Below are 25,420 nucleotides of genomic sequence, written 5' to 3'. Positions count from 1 at the left end.
CCTTTGTAATGACCCGATTGCGATCCCTCGATGTGTTTCGAGGAATAACCGTTGCCGTGATGATTCTGGTTAACAGCCCTGGTAAACTGGTTGCCTGGCCTTTGCTTGAGCATTCAGACTGGAATGGCTGTACTCTGGCTGATTTGGTTTTTCCTTTTTTTATTGTGATGGTGGGAGCCTCATCGGTACTGGCACTGAATGGTATGCAGCAGCGCGGATTTGCCCGCTCTGAGCTGATTAAAAACATCATGCTGCGCGGGTTGAATATCTTTCTGATTGGGTTGCTGCTCAATGCCTTCCCAAAACACTGGAATATTTTCGATCTACGCCTGATGGGCGTGCTGCAACGGATAGCCCTGTGCTACGTTGCTACATCCCTCTTATATCTAAGCACCAGCAGACGCCAGCAAACAGGCATTATCGTGTTCCTGCTGACCGCTTACTGGTTTTTGCTGAGTCGATTTTCTCTGTCGATGGAGGATAACCTGGCCATTTATATTGATCGACTGATTCTGTCTCCCCGCCATTTATATACCCCGACCCTGGAGCCTGAGGGCCTGTTAAGCACCATCCCGGCGCTGGCATCGACTCTGCTGGGCAATTTGCTTGGTTATTGTCTTATTTCAAAGCTGACCAGAGAACAGCAGCTGCGCTGGATACTGTCGATGGGCGTTGTTCTATCCGTTTCAGGCGCTGTCTGGTCCTTGTTTTTTCCTCTGAATAAGGCGCTTTGGACCAGTTCCTTCGTGTTATGGACTGCTGGTCTGGCCTTTTTAAGCTTTGCCTTTTGTTTTGTGCTGGTGGATATGAAACAACGCACAGCCTGGGCCAGACCCTTTGAACTCTTCGGCCGCAACGCCCTGCTGGTATATGTTCTGCATGTGGTTTTCCTGAAGATTCAGTTTGCAGTCAAGGTAACGAACGCGCAGGGCGCTGCAGGGAATCTCAAGCTCTACATCACCGACTGCCTGTTTGGTTCACTTCCGCCACACCTGGCTTCGTTCTGCTATGCAGTGACCTATACGCTGCTTTGGCTGCTGGTGTTACAGGTTATCACGCTGTTGAGACGCAAGGCGTAGGGATCTGAATTGTCAACACGCTCTAAAAATCGTCTGAGCCCTTGCTGTTACGATCCTCTGCTATAATTCTATTCAGAATTGGTCTTCACATACTCGCAGGTACGTAATGGACAGCCGATTAATAGACAGTTTGAAAAAATCCTCTATTTTTTCGTCTCTGAGTGAGCCGGATTATCGCCATATTGCGTCTTTGTTTGAAATAATCCACCTGGCTGAAAATGAGAGTCTGTTTTCACGGGGCGATAAATCGGACAGCATTTATCTCTTAATCAGCGGTGTGTTGTCCAATTATCTGATAAACAAAGACAATGAGCTTATTGTCCTTGGCCAGGTCACACCGGGGCACAGCGTTGGTGAGGCGGGTGTGCTGTCTGACGAGCCACGTATGCTGACCGTGAAAGCGGAGGAAGCCTGCGTATTAGGCAAAATCCCGGCTGAGCAGTTTAAGGCCTTATGCCTGAGTTATCCCTCTATTCTGCAGGCAACCATCGCACTGATTATCCAGCGATCGCAGCAAACGATTAATTTTATTGCCAATGATTACGCTCTGCGCTGGCACCTTGTGATGCCTGTCTGTGAACCCTCTCTGCTTCAAGGTTTCAAGGATAATATCATGCGCCATGCACAGCGCATCAACGAACTCAGCGTGGAGAACTGCAGCACTCTGGAGCAGTTGAATGATCTCGTTGGCAGGCGCGGGAGAGAAAACGCTCAGATTCTGGTCTTTATCAATTCGTACGAGCTGGCGGAGGCGTTTTTGCAGCGGGTACAGAACGCCAGGGTTTATTTTCTCGCTAACGCACAGAACAGCGGTCAGTTTTTACGCCAGCTCCCAAAGATCAATGCATTGATAGATCAACACAGCGTTTTGCGCTTTCATCTGATCCTTCTGCACGGCGAGCACGTCATTAATCCTGAAGGTACAGCAGCCTGGCTGGATAAAGCCCTGTTTACTTCGCATTACCATGTCAGAGTAAATCAGGAAAAAGACTATCAACGTCTGTTACGGTTTATTACCGGCACAGCCACCGCACTGGTTTTAGGCGGGGGAGGAGCGAAAGCCTGGGTTCACGTGGGCTTAATCAAGGCGCTGCAGGAGCGAAACATCGAAATCGATGCTCTGGGCGGTACCAGCGCAGGGGCCTTGATTGGGGCCATCTACATGCTGGAGCAATCTCATGAAGAATTCGTTGACCGGGTGCATCACCTGACTCAGGGCTATTACGGCATACCCAAAACTCGAAATCTGACCTGGCCTTTGCTGTCCCTGTTCGATCCGGAGCCAGGGCGCGCGGTATTAAGGCAGGCATTTCAGCAGCGCAACATTGAGGACTTATGGCGGCCTTTTTTCTGCGTGACGACTAATCTGTCAACAGGAGAAGAGAGCCTGCATCATCGCGGCGATATCGAAACAAGCCTGTATGCCAGCAGCGCGCTTCCCGGGCTTATGCCACCGCTGCTTATTGATGGACAACTGCATTACGACGGTGGACTGCTGAACAATCTTCCTGTCGATGTGATGCGCGGCATTCTGGGGGCAGACGGTACCATAATCGCTTCCAGTCTTTCAAATAACGGTATGGGTGGAAAGTCCTGGCGTTTTCCGGATAAAGTAACGTTTCTGCGCTATATGCGGGCAAAAATCGGCTGGGATCACGGACACAGTTACCCAGGGCTGCTGGAAAATTTCTTCGAGGCACTCATCATTGGATCGTCCATGAAAGAGCGGCAGAACTGCGAACACGCCAATTTTCTGATTCAGCCTGATCTTTCTGCCGGTAACCCCGCGGATAATGGCCGTGGTTTCAGCCGGTATCATGCTACCTGCGAGGAGGAAAAAATATTGATGGATATCGGTTATCAGGAAGGAATAAAAGTTCTGGATATGGGGGGAGCGCAGTATCATGATCCGTGTTAATTCAGACCTCAAAGCGGTGTAAGAGGATTATACTTATCCTGATCCCAGGCCGGATCATCTCTGAACCGGATAAAAACTCCGGTCTGTCATTCCCGCGAAAGTGGGAAACTATCCTGGAGCTGGCCCCGAGCCAGATTTGACCATAGATCCCCGCACAAGCCACTGTTAACCCTTTGCAAATCCTGGTAAACTGTCGCGTTTGAATAATATACAACGGGGCAGTTATGTTGGAAGTGAATCAGATCAATCTTTCTCTGGGAGACCTCGGCAGGCGTGTCGACTCGCTTCGGGGGTATCTTTGACTTCGATCAGAAGCGAGAGCGTCTGGAAGAAGTGGTGCGCGAACTGGAATTACCGGATGTATGGAACAAGCCCGAATACGCCCAGGCACTGGGACGTGAGCGTGTGCAGCTCGAGGGTGTGGTTCATACGCTGCAGGCTCTGGGGCAGTCACTGACTGACCTGAGCGAGCTGTTTCAGATTGCCCGGGAAGAGGATGACCAGGCAACTCTGTCCGATGTGGCTGCTGAAGTAGCCAGCATTGAACAGCAGGTTGCCCTGATGGAATTCCGGCGCATGTTTTCCGGTAAAATGGATGCTAATAACGCCTATCTCGATATTCAATCCGGTTCCGGCGGCACAGAGGCCCAGGACTGGGCTGAAATATTGCTGCGCATGTACCTGCGCTGGGGCGAGCAGCATGGTTTTACCACGGAGCTCGTGGAATGCTCTTCCGGAGACGTGGCCGGTATCAAAAGTGCGACCATTCAGTTCACTGGTGAGTATGCCTATGGCTGGCTGCGTACAGAAACCGGCGTTCATCGCCTGGTCAGAAAATCGCCCTTTGATTCGGGTAATCGCCGTCATACCTCGTTCGCTTCGGTATTCGTATCGCCTGAAATCGACGACAATATTGAAATTGAAATTAATCCGGCCGATTTGCGCATCGATACCTACCGCGCCTCCGGTGCCGGTGGTCAGCACGTTAACCGTACGGATTCCGCTGTTCGTATTACCCACAATCCCAGCGGTATTGTGGTTCAGTGTCAGACTGATCGCAGTCAGCACAAAAACAAAGATCAGGCCATGAAACAACTGCGGGCCAAACTGTATGAAATGGAATTGCAAAAACAAAATGCGGAGCAACAGGCGATTGAAGCCAACAAATCCGACATAGGCTGGGGATCTCAGATTCGCTCCTATGTCCTTGATCAGTCGCGCATTAAAGATTTACGCACCGGCGTCGAAACCAGTAACACGCAGGCTGTGCTGGATGGTGACATCGACCAATTCATTGAAGCAAGTTTAAAAGCAGGAGTAGGGGCATGACAGAAGAATATCTTGATGAAAGCGAAGTCTATCAGATTCGCAGGCAAAAACTGGCCAGTCTGAAAAGCGAAGGCTTTTCCTTTCCTAACCAGTTTCGCCGTAAATATCTGGCCGCCAGTCTGCTGAACCAATACGCTGATCACAGCAAGGAGAGCCTCGCTGAGCATCCGGTTCAGGTGGCTGTGGCTGGACGGATTGTTCTGCGTCGTATCATGGGGAAAGCGAGCTTTGTCCACATTCAGGACGTGTCTGGCCGCATTCAGATCTACGTGCGTCAGGATGCCATGCCGGAAATATACGAACAGTTTAAACACTGGGATCTGGGCGATATTATCGGTGTTGAAGGTTATATGTTCAAAACCAATACGGGTGAATTGAGCATCCATGCTGAAAACGTACAGCTTCTGACCAAATCACTGCGCCCACTGCCGGATAAGTTTCATGGCCTGGCCGATCGGGAAGTATGCTATCGCAAGCGTTACGTGGATTTGATTGCCAATGAAGAAACCCGTCAGACATTTTTAACGCGCAGCAAAATCATCAAGGCCTTCCGTGAGTTTATGGATGAGCATTTGTTTCTGGAAGTGGAAACACCGATGATGCACCCCATTCCCGGCGGTGCGGTTGCCCGTCCCTTTGTCACGCATCATAACAGTCTGGATATGGATATGTTTCTGCGCATAGCGCCGGAACTGTATCTGAAACGTCTCGTTGTTGGTGGGTTTGAGCGGGTGTATGAGATCAACCGTAATTTCCGTAATGAAGGAATTTCGACGCGTCATAATCCTGAGTTCACCATGATCGAATTTTATCAGGCCTATGCTGATTACATCGACATGATGAACTTTACCGAGGCTCTGTTTCATCATCTGTGCGATGTGGTACTGGGTACGCGTCAAGTGGCTTATCAGGACTACATTCTGGATTTCTCTCAGCCGTTTGCCCGCATGAGTGTGAAAGAAGCCATTCTGGCCTATCATCCTGAACTGAAATCCGAACAGCTCGAAACCCTGGAATCGTGCCGGGCGCTGCTGGACAGGCTGGGCTTCGCTTACAAGGCCACCGATGGTCTGGGTAAACTGCAAATGATTATCTTTGAAGAAACGGTCGAGCATCGTTTGATTCAGCCCACCTTTGTCACCGGTTACCCGACTGAAGTGTCTCCGCTGGCGCGACGCAGCGATAACAACCCGGATGAAACGGATCGCTTTGAGTTTTTCATCGCAGGCCGTGAAATTGCCAACGGATTTTCCGAGTTGAACGATCCGGAAGATCAGGCGGAACGTTTCCATCGTCAGGTTGAGGAAAAAGATGCCGGCGATGTGGAAGCCATGCATTTTGACAGCGATTACATTGAAGCGCTGGAATACGGTATGCCGCCTACAGCCGGAGAGGGAATAGGCATCGACCGCCTGGTCATGCTGTTTACCAATTCTGCGTCCATCCGTGATGTGATTCTCTTCCCGCATTTGCGCCGCGAATAGGCTGTATTGTCGTACGTGGTTCCCGGATTACGGCTTCGCCTAATCCGGGCTACGAATTGGGAGGGGCGTGGGCTGGGTGTATTGGCCGTGCCTGGTTCCCAGATTACGGCTTCGCCTAATCCGGGCTACGAATTGGGAGGGGCGTGGGCTGGGTGTATTGGCCGTGCCTGGTTCCCGGATTACGGCTTCGCCTAATCCGGGCTACGAATTGGACGGTACCGTAGCCCGGATCAGGCGAAGCCGTAATCCGGGGTTCATGGCCTCATTCTAATCAATCGATCGATCGCTTTACCTCATCCATCATGGCCTCAGTCCGGGCCAGCAGGTAGGGATCGTTTCTGGCCATTGTCTTAACCATCTTTAACTGCCTGACCGCATCCCGTTTTCGCCCCTGCAGCAAATGACAGCGTGCCTGAGTAAAATACGCATAAGCCTTACGGTTGGCTGCCGACTCCGCCCTGGCCAGAGCCTCACACAAGGGCAGGTCGTTTTTAAATTTCCGCGATCCCTTCAAAAACACACTGGCGGCCTGAGCTGTTTTTCCCGCAGCCAGCAGGCTGTCGCCGTAGGTCATCAAAACCGCGTAATTCTCAGGATAATTCGATTGCAGCTCTCGCATTTGAGTGATCGCGCTGTCAAACTCCCGATGACCAATACGGGCACGGGCCATGGCCAGCTGATAAAAAAGATTACTACTGTCACCGGCTATCAGCGTTGCCAGACGCGCCTCGGCCTGAGCGTATCGGTTCAGATTCAGTTCTGTCAAAGCATAACCGTATTGACAACTGACGCCAGCACCTGGTTTTTGGCAGTGAAGCTGATAATATTCAAGCAGTTGCTTGTTGTCAGAAACTGTGTCGGTGCGAATCAGCTCTTTAAACAAACGATAATCCAGATTGTCAGCATAACTCTTTTTCGCCAGACTGGTTGTCCGTTCCTCAGCCTCAGCAATGCGGTCATCATCCATAGGATGAGTACGTAAAATAGCTGGGATATTTTCTGTGTAGTAATAACGCGAATGCTGCTGCATTTTTTTGAAAAAAGCCGCCATGCCCGCTGGATTCTGTCCTGAGCGAATCAGCATATCAATACCAATCCTGTCGGCCTCCTTTTCGTTTGCCCGGGTGAAGTTGATGTTATCCTGCGCAAAGCCGGTCAGCGAGGCCATCAGTGCGCCATTTGCCAGAACCGGGTTAACGGCACTCAATGCCACCGATGCCAGAACCGAAGCCAGCATGGGCACGCGCATTTGCTTTTGATGCTCAATCATGCGGTACAGGTGATGCAGGCGCACGTGTGCCAGCTCATGCGCCATCACCCCGGCCAGTTCGCTCTCATTCTCCGAGGCCAGAATCAATTGTGTATTGACACCAATGTAGCCACCAGGACCGGCAAAAGCATTGATTTCATTTGACTTCACAATAAAAAAACGAGAGCTGGGAATACGAGCGGCCTCGGCCAGCTGCCTGCCGAGCTGGTTGATGTACTGGTTGGCAAGGGGATCCCGGTCTATGCTGTCTGATTGATTGATAAGCTGCACAAATTCCTTTTCCAGCTCATCCAGCTCGTTATTTGAAAACGGCGTGAGCGACCAGGCACTGAACGAGCCCAGTTGCAGGAGCAGAGTCAACAACAAAAACGGGATTTTTTTCAAAATGGGCAGCATTGTTTTTCTAGTCCTTATTTCGTCACAGATCTACTCAAAAATTGAATAATTTGTTATCATAACCGCATTTTAACGTATTGATTTAACTATGCACAAACACTTTATGCTCGCCGCGTTGCAGCAAGCCTGGTTGGGACGGGGGCTTTGTGCACCCAATCCCGCTGTTGGAGCGGTGCTTGTGCAGGACAATCAGATCATCCGTCAGGACTGGCACAAAGGTGCCGGCACAGCCCATGCCGAACGGCTGGTGCTGCAGGACCTGCCCGCCCGACGGGACAACCTGATTTTGTATGTTACCCTCGAACCCTGCAATCACTGGGGAAGAACGCCACCCTGTGTCACGGCCATTATTGAGTCCGGTGTCAAACAGGTGGTGTTTGGGTTTCGTGATCCGAATCCGGTGGTGGCGGCCAATGACACACCCCGTCAGCTGATGGAGCAGGGGATTGACGTACAGCATTATCCTCTGGCCGAGCTTGATGCGTTTTACCAGAGTTACCAATACTGGACCCGCCATAAAATGCCCTGGCTTAGTGCCAAAATGGCGCAGAGTCTGGACGGGAAAATTGCCGCAGCGGGCGGCAGGCCTGTGCCCTTATCGAATGAACTGTGTGCGGAGTTTACTCATACACAGCGCCGTCACACCGATCTGATTCTGACATCGGTGCGCACCATTATTCAGGATAATCCCCGGTTCAATGCCCGTTGTGCCGAGGGCGTGTTCAGTAAAACCCTGGCGATTCTGGACCAGCGTCTGCAACTGCCGAATGATGCCACGGTACTCAAGACCGCGCCAAAAATTCATGTTTTTCATGAGCGTGGCCAGACCGTTGAACATCCTTTTCCCAATTGCGAATACCACGCCATCTCTGCGGTCGATGGTCTGCTGGATTTAGGCGAAGCGGTGAAGAAACTTGGGGAGCTTGGCTTCCACGATGTCTGGGTAGAAACCGGCGGCTGTCTGTTTTCAGCGCTGCATGAGAAAAAGCTGGTACAGAGAACCTACCTGTACCTGGTGCCGGAACTGCTGGGAGCTGACGCCATTCCCGCCTGGCATGGCAGTCATGTATTCAAACGGGCGCATCAGGTAACATGGCAGCCCAAGGCAGACAATGTTATTGCCTGTATCGACTGGCAGGAGGACGCATGTTTACCGGACTGATTGAACAGCAATCCACCGTCACAGCTGTGATTCACAGCGAAAAGGCCTGCCGCCTCGTCATTCAGAGTCTGAACGAACCGGATTATCAGGATGGCGAAAGCATCGCGGTAAACGGTGTCTGCCTGACCTTACTGCCCGGACACGAACAGGGGCTGGCTTTTGATGTGTCGCCGGAAACCCTGCGACTGACCAATCTTGGGCAGCTGTGTGTTGGAGAGCCTGTTAATATTGAGCGTGCCATGTCCGCTCAGGGGCGTTTTGGCGGCCATTACGTGAGTGGCCATGTGGATACGACAGCCCGTCTGAAAAGCAAAACCGTTGTGGGCGATTTTGTGGAAATTGTCGTGGGTGACTTTGCCATGCCGGCTGCTGCCTATCTGCTGCCCAAAGGCAGCATTTGCCTTAATGGGGTCAGCTTAACAATTAATGCTGTACAAAATGGAGATATTCAGCTGATGCTGGTGCCGCATACTCTGATCAAAACCAGTTTTGGTCACATGATGCCTGGTCAATGTTTGAATGTAGAGTTTGATTATTTAACCCGAATTGTAGCGCATCAGCTTGCGTTGGCGGGGCAATTGAAAAGTGAGGTTTGAACTTATGACGAGTCTTTTTGCGACGATTGAGCACGCAATTGCTACGTTACAGGCTGGTAAGATGATCATCCTGATGGATGATGAAGATCGCGAAAATGAAGGGGATCTGGTGATTGCCGCCGATTTCGCGACGGCCGATTCGATTAATTTTATGTCGCGTTATGGACGCGGCCTCATTTGTCTGCCCATGGCGAATGCTCTCATTGACCGTTTGCATTTACCCATGATGACCACGCTCAACCGCTCACCCTACGGCACCGCGTTCACTGTATCGATTGAAGCCGCAAGCGGCGTATCTACGGGTATTTCTGCCGCTGACCGGGCACACACCATCAAGGTGGCCATCGATGCGTCCAGCGGCCCGGCCGATATTATTTCTCCGGGGCATATTTTTCCCCTGCGCGCCAATGCCGGCGGCGTCCTGAAGCGCATGGGGCAGACAGAGGGCAGCGTGGATCTGGCGAAGCTCGCTGGCTTGACCCCGGCTGCTGTGATTTGTGAAATCATAAACGATGACGGCAGTATGAGCCGTCGTGATCAACTGGCGGTTTTCTCCCGCGAACATAATATTCCCATGGTTACCATTCGCGATTTGGTAGATTATCGAATCCGGCACGAGACACTCATCACCGCCACGGCCACGGCAGGCATTCCCATGGCGGAGCACGGTGAGTTTCAGATGACGGTGTTTACCAACGAGCTTGACAGTTTTGAGCATTTTTCCTTCGTCAAGGCTCCCAGGGTGGGCAACCAGGTTCCTCTGGTTCGCGTGCATTCTGAGTGCATCACCGGCGATGTGTTTGGATCCTGCCGATGCGATTGCGGTATTCAGCTGCAACGTTCCCTGGCCATGATAGCGAAGGAGGGCGGTGTGCTGGTGTATCTGCGTCAGGAAGGACGCGGCATTGGTCTGTCAAATAAAATCAAGGCCTATGCCTTGCAGGAACAGGGCTACGATACCGTAGAGGCCAACCTGCAGCTGGGTCTGCCAGCCGACAGCCGTGACTACGGTATTGCATACCAGATTATTAAATCCCTGGGCATTGACGTCGTGCGTATGCTGACGAACAACCCGAAAAAAATTGAAGCACTCGAAAAATACGGGTTAATCGTCAGTGAACGAGTGCCATTAAATGTTGAGCCAACAGACGCCAATCGCAATTACCTTGCGACCAAACAACAAAAACTGGGGCATTTCCCAGGATAGGGAGCCGCGCCTGGTTCATGGGCCATGAGTGTCATCCCCGCCGGTGCGGGGACGACCTTGTTTATTTTTACCATTATTTATTTTTACGCAGACTGGCAGTACAAAACGGGGTAATTCATGACAAATTATATATTCATTACCGGTGGCGTGGTTTCATCACTTGGTAAAGGCATCGCAGCCGCATCACTGGCCGCCATTCTGGAAGCGCGTGGTTTAACCGTGACCCTGATTAAGCTGGATCCATACATTAACGTAGACCCAGGTACCATGAGCCCGTTTCAGCATGGCGAAGTGTTCGTGACCAACGATGGCGCTGAAACCGATCTGGATCTTGGACATTACGAGCGTTTTGTCCGCACCACCATGACCAAGCGTAATAATTTCACCTCAGGAAAAATCTACGAAACTGTGATTAAAAAAGAACGCCGCGGTGATTACCTTGGTGGAACCGTGCAGGTGATTCCTCATATTACCAACGAAATCCGTCGCAGCATCAAATCCGGAGCCGAAGGTTTTGATGTGGCCATGATTGAAATTGGCGGTACGGTGGGCGACATCGAGTCGCTGCCGTTTCTGGAAGCCATCCGCCAGATGCGTATTGAGCTCGGCTCACAGCGTTCCCTGTTCATTCATTTAACTCTGATTCCCTATATTGCCACCTCGGGCGAGACCAAAACCAAGCCAACGCAGCATTCGGTTAAGGAACTGCGTTCCATTGGTATTCAGCCGGATATCCTGATTTGTCGCTCCGAAAAGCCTCTATCCATGGCCGATCGAGCCAAAATTGCCCTGTTCACCAATGTGGAAAAAGAAGGGGTAATTTCTCTGGAAGATGCGAAAAGCATTTATCTGATCCCCAAAATTCTGCATGAAAAAGGCCTGGACGAAATCGTTGTCAAAAAGCTTGGTCTGACCCTGAAACCGGCTGATTTGAGCGAATGGGAAGCGGTGGTCAAGGCGCAAAGCATCCAGACCATGACCGTCAGGATCGCCATGGTCGGTAAGTATACCGAGCTGAGCGATGCCTACAAATCGATCAACGAAGCGCTTTACCATGCCGGCATCCACACGCAGACCAAAGTTGAGATCGTGTACATCGATGCCGATCAGATTGAAACCCAGGGCACCGAGGCACTTAGCCAGGTTGACGCGCTGCTGGTTCCTGGCGGTTTTGGGGAGCGCGGTATCGAAGGCAAAATCAAGGCCATACAATACGCGCGCGAAAACAGACTGCCTTTCCTTGGTATCTGTCTTGGCATGCAGACCGCGGTAATCGAGTTTGCCCGCAACGTGCTGGGGCTGGCTAAAGCCAACTCCACCGAATTCGATAAACAGACACCCTATCCGGTTATTGCCATGATAAGCGAGTGGCGCGACGAAAACGGTCAGATTGCTGTTCGTGACGAACATGTTGATCTTGGTGGAACCATGCGTCTCGGCGGTCAGTTATGCCAGCTGGATCCGGAATCCCGTGCCTGTCAAATCTACGGCAAGACACAAATTACGGAAAGACATCGTCATCGCTATGAAGTGAATAATCGTTTTGCCGACGAACTGGTCAGGCATGGCCTGACCATATCAGGCCGTTCGCGTGATGGATTATTGATTGAAATGGTCGAGCTGGCCGAACACCCCTGGTTCATGGCCTGTCAGTTCCATCCCGAATTTACGTCTACACCCCGTGACGGTCATCCACTCTTCACCAGCTTTGTGTCCGCAGCACGGCACCATCATGAAAAGGAAACAGCATGAAATTATGTGGCTTTGAAACAGGTATCAATCATCCTCTGTTCCTGATTGCAGGACCCTGTGTGATTGAAAGTGAGGAAATGGCGCTGGAAACAGCCGGTTATTTAAAAGATATCTGCACCCGTCTTGGGGTATCGTTTATATACAAATCATCCTTTGATAAAGCCAACCGTTCGTCCCTGACCAGCTATCGCGGCCCAGGTTACGAACGCGGTCTGACCATTCTTGAGAAGGTCAAAAAACAGATTGGTGTGCCAGTATTAACTGACGTACACGAAGACACGCCGCTGGTCGAGGTAGCCAGTGTAGTAGACGTATTGCAGACGCCGGCTTTTTTATGCCGTCAGACCAATTTTATTCAAAAAGTCGCTTCATTGAATAAACCGGTCAACATCAAAAAAGGACAGTTTCTGGCTCCCTGGGAAATGAAGCATGTGGTGGCCAAGGCTCAGGCGAGTGGAAACCAGCAAATCATGGTCTGTGAGCGTGGTGTGAGCTTTGGATACAACAATCTGGTTTCAGATATGCGCTCTCTGCAGATCATGCGTGAAACAGGATGCCCCGTGGTGTACGACGCGACGCATTCGGTGCAGTTGCCCGGCGGCAACAACGGCGTATCAGGTGGTCAGCGTGAATTTATTCCCGCTCTGGCACGGGCAGCGGTTGCGGCCGGTATCGCTGGCATTTTCATGGAAACACACCCTGATCCTGACAAGGCCCTGAGTGACGGCCCTAACAGCTGGCCACTGGATAAGATGGAGCCCTTGTTGCGCTCGTTAATGGCCATTGACCGGGTTGTCAAAGAGATCATTTAGCCTTAAGCACCGCCTACGCACCGCGGACAAGCCCTGAGAGATCCACACGAAATATAAACCCCTACGTACCGCGCTTTATGCGCGGTATCCAGTACGATGGTCCGAGTAAACCATGCGCGTCATGCCTCAATAAGCCTGCTCTGAATACCGCGCATAAAGCGCGGTACGTAGGGAATTTTGTATAATTTATTTAAAAACATCAAGTTATATAAAATATTCGTGTGGATCTCTCAGGGACAAGCCGCGGTACGAAGGCGTCTTTGATACTATCTAAATTCCGGTGCAGAAGCCGGTGCAGACGGGGTATTCAGAATCTCATAGACCTCCCTGCGGAATCCTTCTGTGACATTCAATGAAAAAAAAGTCTCAACACACTCCCTCCCGCTGATTTCCGATGATGCCAGCGTTATTATTTCCGGAGAGAAAAAACCCGTACCAGGCGAGCGTTTTTGATAATGTGTAATATCACGTCCTGTCAAAAACCGCACGTCCAGCCCGCTTTGGCTGACATGAAACCCTTTATCTTTTATATACTCAATAACGTTTTGCAGCTTTGTCATAGTAACTGTATCACCACTCTGTTTTAAGTCCGATCATAGGATACTGTTTTTCAGGCATAAAAAAAACCGGCACAGGCCGGTTTTTCGAGATTAAACCGTTGCTGTCAGTCGCGACCTGAAAAAGCGCTCAGTAGGTTCAGCAGGCTGAGGAAGAGGTTATATATGGACACAAACAGTGAAACCGTGGCCACGATGTAATTGGTTTCTCCACCCTGAATAATGGCGCTGGTCTGGAACAGGATAAGACCAGAGGAAATCAGGACAAAGGCGGCTGAAATTGCCAGGCTAAGCGCGGGTATGGAGAAGAAAATACTGGCAATCATGGCCAGAACCGCCACCATGCTCGCGATGAACAGAAACCCACCCAGGAAAGTGAAATCCTTGCGCGTGGTCAGCACATAGGCAGACAGGGCGAAAAAGATAAGGCCTGTGCCACCCAGAGCCGTAGCAATCAGCTGGGGACCATTGGAGAAATTAGCAATATACATGTTGAGAATCGGCCCAAGGGTGTAGCCAAGGAAGCCGGTGAACGCAAATGCAGCAGCAATACCCCAGACGCTGTTTCTCAGGGCCTGAGTCAGGAACATCAAGCCATAAACGCCTATCAGCATCACAAAGATATTCATAGGTCTGGCCTGCATGGCAAAGGACGCGTAGGCAGTCAGGGCGCTGAACAAGAAGGTCATGCTCAGTAACATATAGGTGTTACGAAGCACCTTGTTGGTAGCCAGTGCGGACTCACTGCGTTGACCTAAAACTGTAACATCATTTCTATTCATTGTTACGACTCCTGGTGGTTGTTACTTATATTTTAGCATATACAGGTACAAGTTACAGAGGTTTTATAGCACTGATCCAGGTCATAAGCAAAGGGGGGGGTTATAACCCCCAGGGCTGTCCCATCTTAATTTGAACTGAAATTAATCAGTTGGCACGAGGTGCTCCCTTCTCCCTTGAGGGAGAAGGGCTGGGGATGAGGGTGGTGGCAGTGGCACAGTCTCGGATAAATCAAGAATGCCGTCCATCACACCCTGTATTTTTTAAAATACCTCATGGTTCCATATTCGCAAAACTCGATGTCCACAGCTTTCCAGGTATTTAGTTCCTGGCAAATCATACTCAATAGCATCCATAGGCTGACCACCATCAAATCCAACAGGTCTAATAATTTCGGGATCGCCGTTATCTCGTTGGATTTTTCATCGACTTTCTGTTGTGCCAGGATCAACCGAGCGCCAGTGGCAAATGCACTTACCATATGAATTGCGGATATTCAGCAAGCCGTATCCATGTATTTATTCAGGTCGTGCCACACCCACCACCCTCATCCCCAGCCCTTCTCCCTCAAGGGAGAAGGGAGCACATTGCACCAACTGATTAATTTCAGCTCAAATTAAGATGGGACAGCCCTGGGTATAACCCAAAATCCGCAGACGAACTCTGTTCCTCCATTTCCCTGCGAACCTGTTCAAACAGGGACTGTGGGCGTGGCAGGGGGCTCATGCCTGCCTGTCTGCCATAATCCCTGGCATGGACAAATGCCTGCACGTGTCGATTCAGTAGCTCCTCGGGTGGGTTCAGACGCTTCCTCACGATTGCCTGTAAATCCTCAATGCGGCTGTCTCCTTTCAGATTCAGGCAGGTAAAGCGATTACTCAGGGCCTGGGATAAAGCCCCGCCATCATGCACGGCGATCACACCAAAGCCGGGCGTTTTTGCCGGATCAAGATCCGACAGCAAATCATTGAGCAGGCGCTCATCGGCGTCGCTGCTGAATTTTGGAATAAAAACCAGCATGCCTGCTTCGTAAGCCTTGAGCAATTGCCGGCGGGCTTCAAAGGGATCATCCAGCGATACTTCACAGTAACGAATAGTCAGGCTATCAAGCAGATTCCTGAGCAACAATCCTTTGCCAAGGCCGCGCCCCTCCAGCATAAAACCGAGAATAGCCTGACGCTGATCCAAAGGCACCAGTTGACGCTGTTCCTGAACAGCAAGGTAAGCCAGGAAGGCCAATGCTACTTTGATGCGCGTGTCTGTCCAGTGAAAATTTTTATCATGCAGTCGGGGTATGCGCTTTTGCAGTACCTGTTGCAAAGCCTTGCCATTTGACGTCCATAGAAGATCCTCTTTAATAAACTGGCGAATTGTTTTGATGCCGGTCGTACAGACGCGCAGGCCCTTTAGTTCGTCCAGTATCGCCTGCTGCAGCAGGACATGCTCTGAAAACCAGCGCGATCCGAGGGCATTTTTCATTTCAAATACCCGCTGGCAAATCATAAAGGCATTGCGTGGGGTGATGGTGATACCGGACTCCAGCGCATGGTCGTAGCTGTTTTTAATCAGAGCAAATGCCCAGTCCGGGTTGGAAAATGAGCGCAGCATGGGTTCCAGTATCGTTTGCAAAGACTGCGCTCTGAATTCAGCATAATCTGGAAACCGGCGGAACAGATCAGCCTGCAGGCGACCGCCGTAAGCATAGGGATTACCGGCAAAAACCACGCGGTGTCCGGAGGAAATTTCGTAGCATCTGCCGTTCACCCACATTACACGCTCCCGGCGCGCCAGACTGTCGAGAATGAGGTAATCGTCCGTGGATATGTTCGCTTCATCGATAAATAAATACGCTGCGCCGGCTTTGTGGTTCAGCCAGTTTTTCAACTCAGACAGACCGTAATAAACGTGAATGTCGGGGGGAAGATTTTTCATCAGATGGCTTTTTCCGGCACCGGATGTGCTTATTAAAAAAACAAAAGGCTGGTGGCGGAGTTTTCTGATTAAATCGTCCGCTCCGCTGACTATCCCGGCAGTGCAGGACGCAGGGCTGTTTTCCTTAGACGGAATACCGGCAGCGAGGTGCAGGCGTTTTTTTAAGTCTCTGACCCAGGGCATCTGCGCCGCCCAGTTTTTCGGGCAGGTCTTAAAGTGGCTGAAACAGGGTTGAATATTCAGTTCGTGGTAACAGGCGCGCAATGAATTTCTGGCTACCTCGTTCAGCCTCGCCATGCTTTCTTCGGGATCGTAGTGCAGTCGCTGGTATGTTATCCCGGTAAACAGGCTTTCATCGTCTGATAACAGGGTGAGTCTGCCTTGGATGGGTATCTCTTCGCCGTTGATCTGCAATGACGGCCCGCGGGCAAATAATGACTGCATTTTCTGTATCAGCGTCTGAGAGAAGCGGCCTTTCAGTACCAGATCCCTGCCATCCTTGATGGCTTTGAGTAAATCGGTATCATAACCATAAAAATCGCCGTTTTCGCAGCGTGCCTCGATAAACAGGGATTCGAAACGGGTGTCAATACTGATGGAGACGGTCTCATGGCTGCCCGTTTTCCAGGCTGCGTAATCCAGATCGTTCGACACATAAACCCTCACGTTTGACCGGGCTGCGAGGGGCATGGTCGATGATAAATAATCCGTCAGCGCATCGGGCACAGTAACGTAAGGAGTCGGCTCCAGAATAGGGGCTATCGACCAGCGCCGTATTTCCTGCCAGAGCTGATAATAGTGCAGGCTGCTTAACTGCTGTGTCACACGGAGATGGAGGCGTTGCCCTTGATGAGCCTCCAGCAGTCCGGGCACGGTATGAATTCCGTTCTCATCCAGGCGGCTGCGCTCAAAAAATGATGGAAAACTGCTGTGATTGAGAATCAGCTCGCCATGCTGATGTATGCTGAATCGTGACGCAGAAGGAAAGCTAATGAGCGGTTGATGCAGCTCAATACGACAGGCTTCAGGTATTTCATGCCATTCACCATTGAAATGGAAGCGCCCCTGATTATTTTCCAGAGCATCAAGAAACATGCGAAACGCCCTGTTGTCCATGGGAGGATTTTGAATGTGGATGGTGCTGGAGCCTGTCAACAACGCACCGGGAATGAAGGTATGCCTCCTCCCTTCCATGCTGAAGTGACCCAGCAGGATTTTTTTCCAGTCCATTTGATTGACGATGAGTATATCCTGGTCGTCTATCGTTTTTTCTGATACCGGTCGTATCCTGGTCTGTAAACGCGGCAGCATGCTGCGACAGGGCAGATTGCACTTGAATTCGTTATCCATTCTGGCCAGTGTGCTGCGATCGATTAACAGTACCAGATGAAGATTATCCGGCAAATCACGCCCCTGCAGGCGGCGGGTTCCTGCTGCCAGGGTAGTCAGGCCTTTGTGTTTATGTTCAGCGTCCGACCAGTTTATAAACCAGGTCAGGATGCTGTCCGGATTGTTTTCCGCCTCGTGGAATAAAGCCGCGACAGGGCCAGGCACTTTCTGATACTGATCACCAGAAATACGGCTGCTGGTCAGTGAGACATCTTCCAGTTGCTGACTGAAAAAACAGTTTGGTGCGGGCCTGAAAGACTGATGCAGGGCCTCGATGCTGTCCTGGTCCTCGCTGATGATCAGCTGTACGGGGATGCTTTTGCTGCGCGTGAGCAACTCCTTTATCAAAAAGGGTGCTTCATATTCCCGCAGAGGGCGATTGTTCCAGGAAAGGTAGGGGTTGGATGGTTCCGGAGCATGGCTGTGCCTGGCCGGTACCGGGCTGATGTCATAAAGCTCCGTTTCAGGAACGATGTAGTCACACACTGCCTGTTCGTTTATTTCCTCAATATGCAGGCTGCCATCTGCTCCGCCAAGAGGTATGGTGCTTACAGAACCATCCATTTTTTTTATGATAGAGAAGGCATGGCAATCGTTCTCGATATAAAAAGACTCGAAACCCAGGCCATGCGTCAAAGCTGTAAACAATTGCGCGCGATGGCGACACGCGCCCCGACGGCGGGCGATCATGCGGTTAAACAGTGCGTGCGCGGGCAGCAGCACAGATTCATCCGACGGAACTTGAAAAGTACAATAATTGTGTAAGGCTGAAATCAGGATGATATCATCCAGCGGCTGCAAAAGCCTGTAGGCCTGATTTTGAATAAGGCGGCTATCGGAAGCAAATGACAACTGACTGATCAGAGGATAAATCATAGCCAGTTCGCTGCTGTCAGCCGGCAATGGCTCCGTTATCAGATCGGATTGAATCGTAAAGCGCAGCATAAACGCTTCCTGCACCGCCTGTCTCAGGCGATAAAAATGGTAGCCCGTGTGGGTGTCCCGGCGCAGAATAAGCAGCTCAGGGGGGATGCTGCTGGCGAAGTCTTTCATGCTGTCTGTTGTGCTGAGAGCAGGAAACTGATACCAGGTATTGGCGTCCAGATTTTTTAGCTCAATCTGGCCCATGTAGTGTCCGGGATCATATTGCGTCAGCCACTGTGCAATATCGGTCAGAGAACGAGGCTGCGGTGTGACAGGTTCGAGATTTTTTTCATCCGGTTGATATGAGGTAAATGCCTGTAGATCCTCATTCCATCGCCGTGTGTACAAATGATAATCATCTGGCGAAACCGGCTGTGTACCGGGTTGTATTGTAAAGAGCTCCCTGGACTTGTAGCAGGTATCTGGATTGTGTTCAAAATTACCGTCCGGCGATAAATCAGGGGTGTGTGCCGGTAAAAAACGGGAGACGTGCTTTCTCTGTGGAAGCGTATGGGGCAAGGGTGTGAGGCTTCTTCGGGCAGATAACACGATATCCCATTGTATATTCTGATATTCCCGCTTTATCCGCTCCAGATCCTCATACTTCAGATTGTAGCATTTCTCGAGTCTGACAGCTTTCAGGCAGGGCGCGTTCTCAACAATATTGTATAACTGATCGATGTTGATGTCTGAGCGGCCCAGGCTAAAGCGTCTTAACTGCCGCAGATGACCGCGCCCGAAATGTAACTCAGATGAGGCAAACTGCAACAGATCCACTCTGATTTCAGTGAGGCCAGGCGCTGCTGAAACGAGATTCAGCAGTTCATGGATGACACTGATGTACTGGATATCAATACGCTGCAGCCTGGACAGGGAGCCGGGTGTCAGCCACTCGTCTGGAACAAAGGAGCAGTCGCTTTCGTTGTTCATAATCAAAAGTTCAATATTGGGCGTTTTTGCAAGTAAATCCCAGACATATCGTTTGTTGTCGGACTCATCAAGGACAAGCTTCAGTTCTCTCAGACGGTGCAGCCATGGAATTCCTCCCGCATCCAGACTGTTAAAGCCGTTCAGCTCGACAGTTGATAATGACAGCAGACTGTGACTGCCTGTCTGAAGCAGATTATTCAATTGTGCACTGTTTAGATTGGTGGACTCTTCGATAACCAGCAGCTCCAGATCCGGGCGCTCCAGATTATCTGGATTCAACAGGTCATTTTCAAGTTCGCAGCTGCAGATATCCATGTTACGCAGCAAGGGACAGGCTTCGATCAGTACCCTTACTCCTGCGGCATCGAGGCTGGCATGGGCATCCAAATGCATCAAGGAGTTGGTTTTTAAATGAGAAGGCAGGATGATGGCGCAATCGATCAGGAAGAGTGACAGAAGATTGGGGGCAGCTTCCCAGAAGGCGTTAAACGTTTCCGTTTCGAGAGACAGACTGGATAAATTCAGATAGTCAAGACAGGGTAATTGCCCTGGTGTCAGCCGAACGCCACTATAACGAATTGTGCTGGACAGGCCGATATCGCCCTGATCCAGAACGAGACGGATCAGGTTGGGTTCGTTGCGTAAAATACTGTCAAGCTGGCTGTCGCTCAAACGAGAATTACTCGCAATCAGATTGCGCAGCGCTCCACGCCTGCCGGAAAGGGAGAGACTGTCTTGCTCATTATTACCCGGGTAGCAGTTTCTGATGCTTAGAGTTTCCAGATTGGGGCAGATGTCAAACAGGGTTTGCAGTCCTTCGGCCTTGATATCCGTGTTGTCAACCGAACAGTAGGTTAAGGCCGGGAGATAAAGATCATGACAGGCCAGCAAAGCCTGGTTGAGGTTTTTGCAGCCAAACAGTTCCAGATGGGCCAGGTTGGGGTTTGAAAACGCTTCTCTTAAATCCTGTTCTGTCAGTTCGCACCCACTCAGGTCCAGTGAGATGAGATTCCGTCTGCTCGTTTTGTCTGTCCAGTCCTGGCCTGCGGCTATCTCTTCCGTTCTGACCGATCTTTTGCCTTCCCGCCGCACTGGCAGCCCGGTACCCGGCCTTTCAACTGGCAAATCAGGCTCAGGCAACGGCAGCATAGCCGGCATCAGTTCAGGCTCTGATACTGGCCTCCGCTGCTGTTTTTTTGGGCGGGCAGCGTCTTCCTGAGGCTCCCGGGCAAGACGCTGCTCTGTGTCTCCCGAGAACTCGGAAGGGAGATAAAAATGTTCAATATTGGGCGCAGCAAGTATCAACGTCTTTTGTTGTTCCCAGGTCATGCTGGTATCTCTAAGAGCCAGTTCTTTTAAGTGAATCAGGTAACCGGGTGGAATATCAAAAGACAGGTAACCAAAATCGTTCATGCCTTCAAAATGCAGATGCTCAAGCTGAGGATTTTTATGTACCAGAATCAGTGGACAGGCTTCAGCTATGCTGACTTCTTCCATGACAAGATGCGTCAGGGTGGAGGTACTTATCTCGTTCCATTGTGATTCAGAACCGGGTTCTGACTGGATCGTACAGTTCTTCATTGTCAGTTTTTTCAGGCCGGGTGCGCTATTCAGCAACGAAATAAAGCCGTTCATGGTGAGAGTCACTTTTTCGAAGCAATAACTTTCCCGGTTTTTGAAGGCCTGCACAACAAGGAGAAGATCCTCTTCTTTCTGAGCAGCGGGATTATTCTCTAATATCAGGCTGCGGACCCGATCGCAGAGCAGGGGAGAGCCTGTAACGTTCCAGGCGGTAAGCGATCGTATATTCAATGCCAGCGTGTCCTGCGACCCAATATTTTGTTCCAGAACTAATATGTCTTTTTCGGTGAGATCATCCTTGAGCAGAATGTGTGATCCTTCAAAATGAGTGTAGCCCTGATGCTGCATTGTGATGATGTGTATGATCTGTTTCAGTTTACCGGCATCAATAATAGCCAGATCATTGCGTTGCAGTTCGTCCGTTGCGCCAAGGGAGGTGAATTCTGCCAGTTGCCGCCGCAGGGTTTCCGGGCCACGAATGGCCTGTATTCCATCCGCCGTGCTGATCATGATGGAATAGCCGGCGCGAAGCAGGTGGAAAAAAAACTGCACGACTATTTCCCGGTCATCGTCTTTGAGGCTTTTAAAATACCAGGATGTCAGCAGCAGGGTTTTGGGAGTATCCACGGTGGCGATGCGTTCGCTTATCCAGCAGTCTTTTCGTTTATCCGCTGCCGCGCTCACATCCAGTTCGCCGGTATAGGTTTCCGTCAGTGTTTTTTCATGGATGGTTTGTGTGTAAAAAAAATCGAGAGAATAACAGAGTTTTTTTAATGTTTCTGGATGCACATCTGGTTCGCAAAAAGGGCTTGGTGGGCAAATTATAATCTTTTTGTTGGTTTGGTGCAAACAGAAGCATGGGTGAACAGAAATGTGTCTCTCGTCCCGAATTGTCAGCACACCCTACGATACCGGTAAAATTACGTGTAGAATGCTTTCATAGTCATTACTCAGGTGAACCATGGCAAATCTGGCGCTTGTGCAGATGAATTCATCCGCATCTGTGAAAAAAAATCTTGATGAACTCGAAAAACTGCTCGCCCAGGCGCGGGACGAACACATAGACCTGGTGGCTCTGCCGGAAAATTTCGCATTCATGGGTTTGAAGGAAACGGACAAACTGGCAATAGCCGAATCCTTCGGTCATGGCGAAATCCAGCAGGCAATCAGCCGCCTCGCAAAACAGTACAATCTCTGGATTCTTGCCGGAACCATACCGATCAAAACCGCGTCAGACCGGGTGCGCGCGTCCTGTCTCGTCTACGACAATCAGGGAAAATGCGCTGCACGTTATGATAAAATTCATCTCTTTGACGTTCGCGTGTCAGAAACTGAAGCGCATCAGGAATCGCTGACCATCGAGCCCGGCGATGAGCTGGTCGTTGTGGACACGCCCGTTGGCCGCATTGGGCTAAGTGTGTGTTATGATTTACGTTTTCCAGAGCTCTATCGTCAGCTCGTGTTAAAAGGCGCTGAACTGCTTTCTGTTCCATCCGCCTTTACCGCCGTAACCGGCGCGGCGCACTGGGACGTACTGCTGCGTGCCAGAGCCATTGAAAATCTCTGCTACGTGCTCGCGCCCAACCAGTCCGGTCTGCACGAAAATGGCCGTAAAACCTATGGTCATTCCCAGATTATCGAGCCGTGGGGAAGCAGCATAGCCAGACAGGCCACGGGTGTCGGCTTAATCAGTGCCCCTATTGATTTACAGCGATTGCAGCAACTGCGGCGGCAATTTCCCAGCAACTCTCATCACGTTTTATAAAGACAGGTACGATTATGACGCACGCTCTTGCAATTGCAAAAGACATTATTCTGAAACCGGCAGCACTCGATGAATCAGCGCTGGATAAGTTAATTCGCTCCATGATGGGGCGGCATATTGATGATGCCGATCTCTATTTTCAGAGCAGCAGCTTTGAATCCTGGTTTCTCGAAGACTCCGAAGTAAAAAGCGGCAGTTATTCTATCGACCGCGGCGTCGGTATTCGTGCCGTGAGCGGCGATAAAACCGGTTACGCCTACTGTGACGACATTCTGTTGCCGGCCATGGAAAAAGCCGCCGCGGCAGCGGGCTCCATTGCCATGTCGGGTGCACATAGTGCACCGGCTGTCTACGTTCCTGGCCCGGCTGTTGCACGTTATGCCGCGCTCAATCCCATTGACGGTCTGGATAAGCTGAAAAAAATCGCCTTGCTGGAATCGATTGATAAAGAAGCGCGACGTATGGACCCTCGTGTGATCCAGGTCAACGCATCCCTGTCCGGCTGCTACGAAGTGGTCATGATTGCAGGCGCCCAGGGAAATCTGGTGGCGGACGTTCGACCCCTGGTCAGCATCAACGTCAGCGTGATCGTTGAGGACGCCGGCGGCCGTCGTGAATCCGCCCGTTCAGGCGGTGGCGGCCGGGTGGCCTACGACTGGTTTCTGCAGGAAGAACGCGCCCTGTCTTACGCGCGTGAAGCGGTCAGAGAGGCTCTGGTGAATCTGGAAGCTCAGGCCGCTCCGGCCGGCACCATGCCCGTTGTTCTGGGGCCAGGCTGGCCCGGCGTGCTGCTGCATGAGGCCGTAGGGCATGGTCTGGAAGGCGATTTCAACCGCAAAGGCCTGTCTGCCTTTTCCGGAAAAATGGGGCAGCAGGTGGCTGCCAAAGGGGTGACCGTGGTGGATGACGGTACGCTGACGGACAGACGCGGCTCCCTGTCGGTTGACGACGAGGGCACGCCCACACAGTGCACAACCCTGATTGAAGACGGGGTGCTGGTCAATTACATGCAGGATCGCCTGAACGCCCGGTTGATGGGCATGCCGCTTACTGGAAACTGCCGTCGCGAATCCTACGCGCATCTGCCCATGCCGAGAATGACCAATACCTACATGCTGGCCGGTCAACACGATCCAGAGGAGATTATCCGTTCAGTTAAAAACGGTCTGTATGCGGTTAACTTTGGCGGTGGCCAGGTCGATATCACCTCCGGCCAGTTCGTGTTTTCAGCCAGCGAGGCGTATTTGATTGAAAACGGCAAAGTCACGCGTCCTGTCAAAGGGGCTACTTTGATTGGTAATGGTCCTGAGGTGATGAAAAAAATCAGCATGATCGGCAACGATCTGGCTCTCGACGGCGGGATCGGTGTGTGCGGCAAGGACGGCCAGTCGGTGCCCGTTGGTGTCGGCCAGCCTACATTGAAAATCGATGCCCTGACCATTGGCGGTACGGGCTCCTGATTATCCGGCAAGGGATTGCGCAAGATGACGTATTTCAAATTCTGCTGGGCTGTCTGTCTGAGCGGCTCGCTCTTTGCCAGTCAGTCAGGCTCGCCCAATGAATGCCTGCGCTTTATCGAGCAGCATCGGTTTATTCACTATCTCGATCTGCAAAACTGCCGCTTGCAGGACAAGGATATTCCGACCCTCATCAGCTACCTCGATAAAAATCCGGATATAGAATATCTGTATATAGGGCAAAACAACATCGGCGCCACAGGAGCCATACAGCTGGCCGCTAATACGACCGTGAGTGATTTGAATCTGAATAACAATCACATCGGGCCTGAAGGGGTGGCTGCCTTTGCCAGCAATACGGCGCTGGTTTCCCTGTCCATCAGCGCCAACGAAGCCGATGGCGATTCCATGAAAAAGCTGGCCAGAAACAGGCACATCAAGCATCTGGATGTCAGTTACAACAATCTGGAATCCTCCGCCATTCTTGCTCTGCTCACGAATCCAGCTCTTGGTTATCTGAATATTGCAGGCAGCCAGCTGGACGATACGGCTCTCAACGCGCTGGCGGAAAATGATCGTCTGTACGGCCTGGACGTCTCCTATAGCAACTGTCGCTACGACGAGGTGGCCATGCTGACACAGATGAGGCACCTGTCGTATTTTGCAGTCAATGGCCTTGACCTTGGCGATCGAGGTGCATATCTGCTGGCGGGCATGCCTTCTCTAACGGCTCTGGCCATGGCCGATAACGACCTGACCGCCGAATCTGCCAGAGTGCTGGCCACCATGCCACAATTGCTGGAGCTGGATCTCAGTCATAATCACCTCGGCGACGAAGGTTTGAGTCCGCTGGTGCTGGAACGACAGAAAATGTGGTGGGAACTGCGTCTGAGCAATAACAATCTGACCGACGCAGGGGCCAGCCTGATGGCCGGCAGTGCGATTCGAATCGGCTTACTGGATATCCGTCACAACCCCATTAGCCCCACCGCCCTGACAGCCCTGCGCAGCAATCAGAAAATCGAACGCATTCTCGACGATCTCCATCCGCTCAAACACTGAGCAGCTCCCTTCTCCCTGGTTAAGGGAGAAGGGCCGGG

The 25,420-nt window shown here is 51.2% G+C and carries 17 protein-coding genes and 1 pseudogene; 12 read left to right on the top strand and 6 right to left on the bottom strand.

Annotated features, from left to right (window positions below; all coding sequences use genetic code 11):
* Positions 1–8 precede the first annotated feature (8 nt).
* From ACQUTA_RS11990 to lysS, 4 genes are all read left to right on the top strand, one after another.
* Complete coding sequence (locus ACQUTA_RS11990; RefSeq protein WP_444988494.1) at positions 9–1,079, top strand: acyltransferase family protein; 1,071 nt, start codon at positions 9–11, stop codon at positions 1,077–1,079.
* A gap of 106 nt (positions 1,080–1,185) precedes the next feature.
* The gene (locus tag ACQUTA_RS11985) at positions 1,186–2,997 is read left to right on the top strand and encodes a patatin-like phospholipase family protein (RefSeq protein WP_444988493.1); all 1,812 of its coding nucleotides are present in this window, start codon (positions 1,186–1,188) and stop codon (positions 2,995–2,997) included.
* Between the two features lie 224 nt (positions 2,998–3,221).
* Positions 3,222–4,326 (top strand): peptide chain release factor 2 gene (gene prfB, locus ACQUTA_RS11980; RefSeq protein WP_444988492.1). Its coding sequence is split into 2 segments (ribosomal slippage): positions 3,222–3,296 and positions 3,298–4,326, totalling 1,104 coding nucleotides; the frame shifts between segments, so codons are not numbered across the junction.
* Complete coding sequence (lysS, locus tag ACQUTA_RS11975; RefSeq protein WP_444988491.1) at positions 4,323–5,810, top strand: lysine--tRNA ligase; 1,488 nt, start codon at positions 4,323–4,325, stop codon at positions 5,808–5,810. The genes prfB and lysS overlap by 4 nt, the downstream gene beginning before the upstream one ends.
* A gap of 271 nt (positions 5,811–6,081) precedes the next feature.
* Here lysS and ACQUTA_RS11970 read toward each other — a convergent pair whose 3' ends face one another.
* Complete coding sequence (locus ACQUTA_RS11970; RefSeq protein ID WP_444988490.1) at positions 6,082–7,476, bottom strand: M48 family metalloprotease; 1,395 nt, start codon at positions 7,474–7,476, stop codon at positions 6,082–6,084.
* Between the two features lie 88 nt (positions 7,477–7,564).
* On the opposite strand from ACQUTA_RS11970, the gene ribD reads away from it, so the two are divergent.
* From ribD to kdsA, 5 genes are all read left to right on the top strand, one after another.
* Positions 7,565–8,638, top strand: a complete 1,074-nt coding sequence (ribD, locus tag ACQUTA_RS11965; protein WP_444988489.1) for a bifunctional diaminohydroxyphosphoribosylaminopyrimidine deaminase/5-amino-6-(5-phosphoribosylamino)uracil reductase RibD — start codon at positions 7,565–7,567, stop codon at positions 8,636–8,638.
* Positions 8,623–9,234: a riboflavin synthase gene (locus tag ACQUTA_RS11960; RefSeq protein ID WP_444988488.1), complete on the top strand. Its 612-nt coding sequence runs from the start codon at positions 8,623–8,625 to the stop codon at positions 9,232–9,234. The genes ribD and ACQUTA_RS11960 overlap by 16 nt, the downstream gene beginning before the upstream one ends.
* Positions 9,235–9,238: 4 nt before the next feature.
* Positions 9,239–10,441: a 3,4-dihydroxy-2-butanone-4-phosphate synthase gene (gene ribB, locus ACQUTA_RS11955; protein WP_444988487.1), complete on the top strand. Its 1,203-nt coding sequence runs from the start codon at positions 9,239–9,241 to the stop codon at positions 10,439–10,441.
* Positions 10,442–10,558: 117 nt separating this feature from the next.
* Positions 10,559–12,193: a CTP synthase gene (pyrG, locus tag ACQUTA_RS11950; protein WP_444988486.1), complete on the top strand. Its 1,635-nt coding sequence runs from the start codon at positions 10,559–10,561 to the stop codon at positions 12,191–12,193.
* Positions 12,190–13,005 (top strand): 3-deoxy-8-phosphooctulonate synthase, encoded by an 816-nt coding sequence (gene kdsA, locus ACQUTA_RS11945; RefSeq protein WP_444988485.1) that lies wholly within the window; start codon positions 12,190–12,192, stop codon positions 13,003–13,005. The genes pyrG and kdsA overlap by 4 nt, the downstream gene beginning before the upstream one ends.
* 266 nt (positions 13,006–13,271) lie before the next feature.
* Here the strand turns inward: kdsA and ACQUTA_RS11940 are convergent, their stop codons facing one another.
* From ACQUTA_RS11940 to ACQUTA_RS11920, 5 genes and pseudogenes are all read right to left on the bottom strand, one after another.
* Positions 13,272–13,565, bottom strand: a complete 294-nt coding sequence (locus ACQUTA_RS11940) for a hypothetical protein (RefSeq protein ID WP_444988484.1) — start codon at positions 13,563–13,565, stop codon at positions 13,272–13,274.
* A gap of 104 nt (positions 13,566–13,669) precedes the next feature.
* Entirely contained in the window at positions 13,670–14,344 is a 675-nt protein-coding gene (locus ACQUTA_RS11935) for a Bax inhibitor-1/YccA family protein (protein ID WP_444988483.1), read from the bottom strand.
* Positions 14,345–14,605: 261 nt separating this feature from the next.
* Positions 14,606–14,698 (bottom strand): DUF559 domain-containing protein, encoded by a 93-nt coding sequence (locus tag ACQUTA_RS11930; RefSeq protein ID WP_444988482.1) that lies wholly within the window; start codon positions 14,696–14,698, stop codon positions 14,606–14,608.
* 14 nt (positions 14,699–14,712) lie between these two features.
* A pseudogene (locus ACQUTA_RS11925) lies at positions 14,713–14,835 on the bottom strand (ISAs1 family transposase); the annotation flags it as partial.
* 113 nt (positions 14,836–14,948) lie between these two features.
* Entirely contained in the window at positions 14,949–21,887 is a 6,939-nt protein-coding gene (locus ACQUTA_RS11920) for a leucine-rich repeat domain-containing protein (RefSeq protein ID WP_444988481.1), read from the bottom strand.
* Positions 21,888–22,059: 172 nt separating this feature from the next.
* Here ACQUTA_RS11920 and ACQUTA_RS11915 point away from each other — a divergent pair, with 172 nt between their 5' ends.
* From ACQUTA_RS11915 to ACQUTA_RS11905, 3 genes are read left to right on the top strand one after another with little or no spacing between them, the layout of a single operon-like run.
* Positions 22,060–22,863: a carbon-nitrogen hydrolase family protein gene (locus ACQUTA_RS11915; protein WP_444988480.1), complete on the top strand. Its 804-nt coding sequence runs from the start codon at positions 22,060–22,062 to the stop codon at positions 22,861–22,863.
* A gap of 14 nt (positions 22,864–22,877) precedes the next feature.
* On the top strand, positions 22,878–24,323 hold the full coding sequence (tldD, locus tag ACQUTA_RS11910) for a metalloprotease TldD (protein ID WP_444988479.1): 1,446 nt from the start codon (positions 22,878–22,880) through the stop codon (positions 24,321–24,323).
* A gap of 24 nt (positions 24,324–24,347) precedes the next feature.
* Entirely contained in the window at positions 24,348–25,382 is a 1,035-nt protein-coding gene (locus ACQUTA_RS11905) for a leucine-rich repeat domain-containing protein (RefSeq protein WP_444988478.1), read from the top strand.
* The last annotated feature ends 38 nt before the right edge of the window (positions 25,383–25,420 follow it).

The organism is Legionella navarrensis (assembly GCF_052527415.1).
This window is presented reverse-complemented; position numbering and strand designations above follow the sequence as displayed.

Excerpts from the sequence above, each read along its gene's own strand:
- ACQUTA_RS11990 (WP_444988494.1), top strand. The coding sequence starts at position 9 with ATGACCCGATTGCGATCCCTCGATGTGTTTCGAGGAATAACCGTTGCC.
- ACQUTA_RS11985 (WP_444988493.1), top strand. The coding sequence starts at position 1,186 with ATGGACAGCCGATTAATAGACAGTTTGAAAAAATCCTCTATTTTTTCG.
- lysS (WP_444988491.1), top strand. The coding sequence starts at position 4,323 with ATGACAGAAGAATATCTTGATGAAAGCGAAGTCTATCAGATTCGCAGG.
- ACQUTA_RS11970 (WP_444988490.1), bottom strand. The coding sequence starts at position 7,476 with ATGCTGCCCATTTTGAAAAAAATCCCGTTTTTGTTGTTGACTCTGCTC.
- ribD (WP_444988489.1), top strand. The coding sequence starts at position 7,565 with ATGCACAAACACTTTATGCTCGCCGCGTTGCAGCAAGCCTGGTTGGGA.
- ACQUTA_RS11960 (WP_444988488.1), top strand. The coding sequence starts at position 8,623 with ATGTTTACCGGACTGATTGAACAGCAATCCACCGTCACAGCTGTGATT.
- ribB (WP_444988487.1), top strand. The coding sequence starts at position 9,239 with ATGACGAGTCTTTTTGCGACGATTGAGCACGCAATTGCTACGTTACAG.
- pyrG (WP_444988486.1), top strand. The coding sequence starts at position 10,559 with ATGACAAATTATATATTCATTACCGGTGGCGTGGTTTCATCACTTGGT.
- kdsA (WP_444988485.1), top strand. The coding sequence starts at position 12,190 with ATGAAATTATGTGGCTTTGAAACAGGTATCAATCATCCTCTGTTCCTG.
- ACQUTA_RS11940 (WP_444988484.1), bottom strand. The coding sequence starts at position 13,565 with ATGACAAAGCTGCAAAACGTTATTGAGTATATAAAAGATAAAGGGTTT.
- ACQUTA_RS11935 (WP_444988483.1), bottom strand. The coding sequence starts at position 14,344 with ATGAATAGAAATGATGTTACAGTTTTAGGTCAACGCAGTGAGTCCGCA.
- ACQUTA_RS11930 (WP_444988482.1), bottom strand. The coding sequence starts at position 14,698 with ATGGATGCTATTGAGTATGATTTGCCAGGAACTAAATACCTGGAAAGC.
- ACQUTA_RS11915 (WP_444988480.1), top strand. The coding sequence starts at position 22,060 with ATGGCAAATCTGGCGCTTGTGCAGATGAATTCATCCGCATCTGTGAAA.
- tldD (WP_444988479.1), top strand. The coding sequence starts at position 22,878 with ATGACGCACGCTCTTGCAATTGCAAAAGACATTATTCTGAAACCGGCA.
- ACQUTA_RS11905 (WP_444988478.1), top strand. The coding sequence starts at position 24,348 with ATGACGTATTTCAAATTCTGCTGGGCTGTCTGTCTGAGCGGCTCGCTC.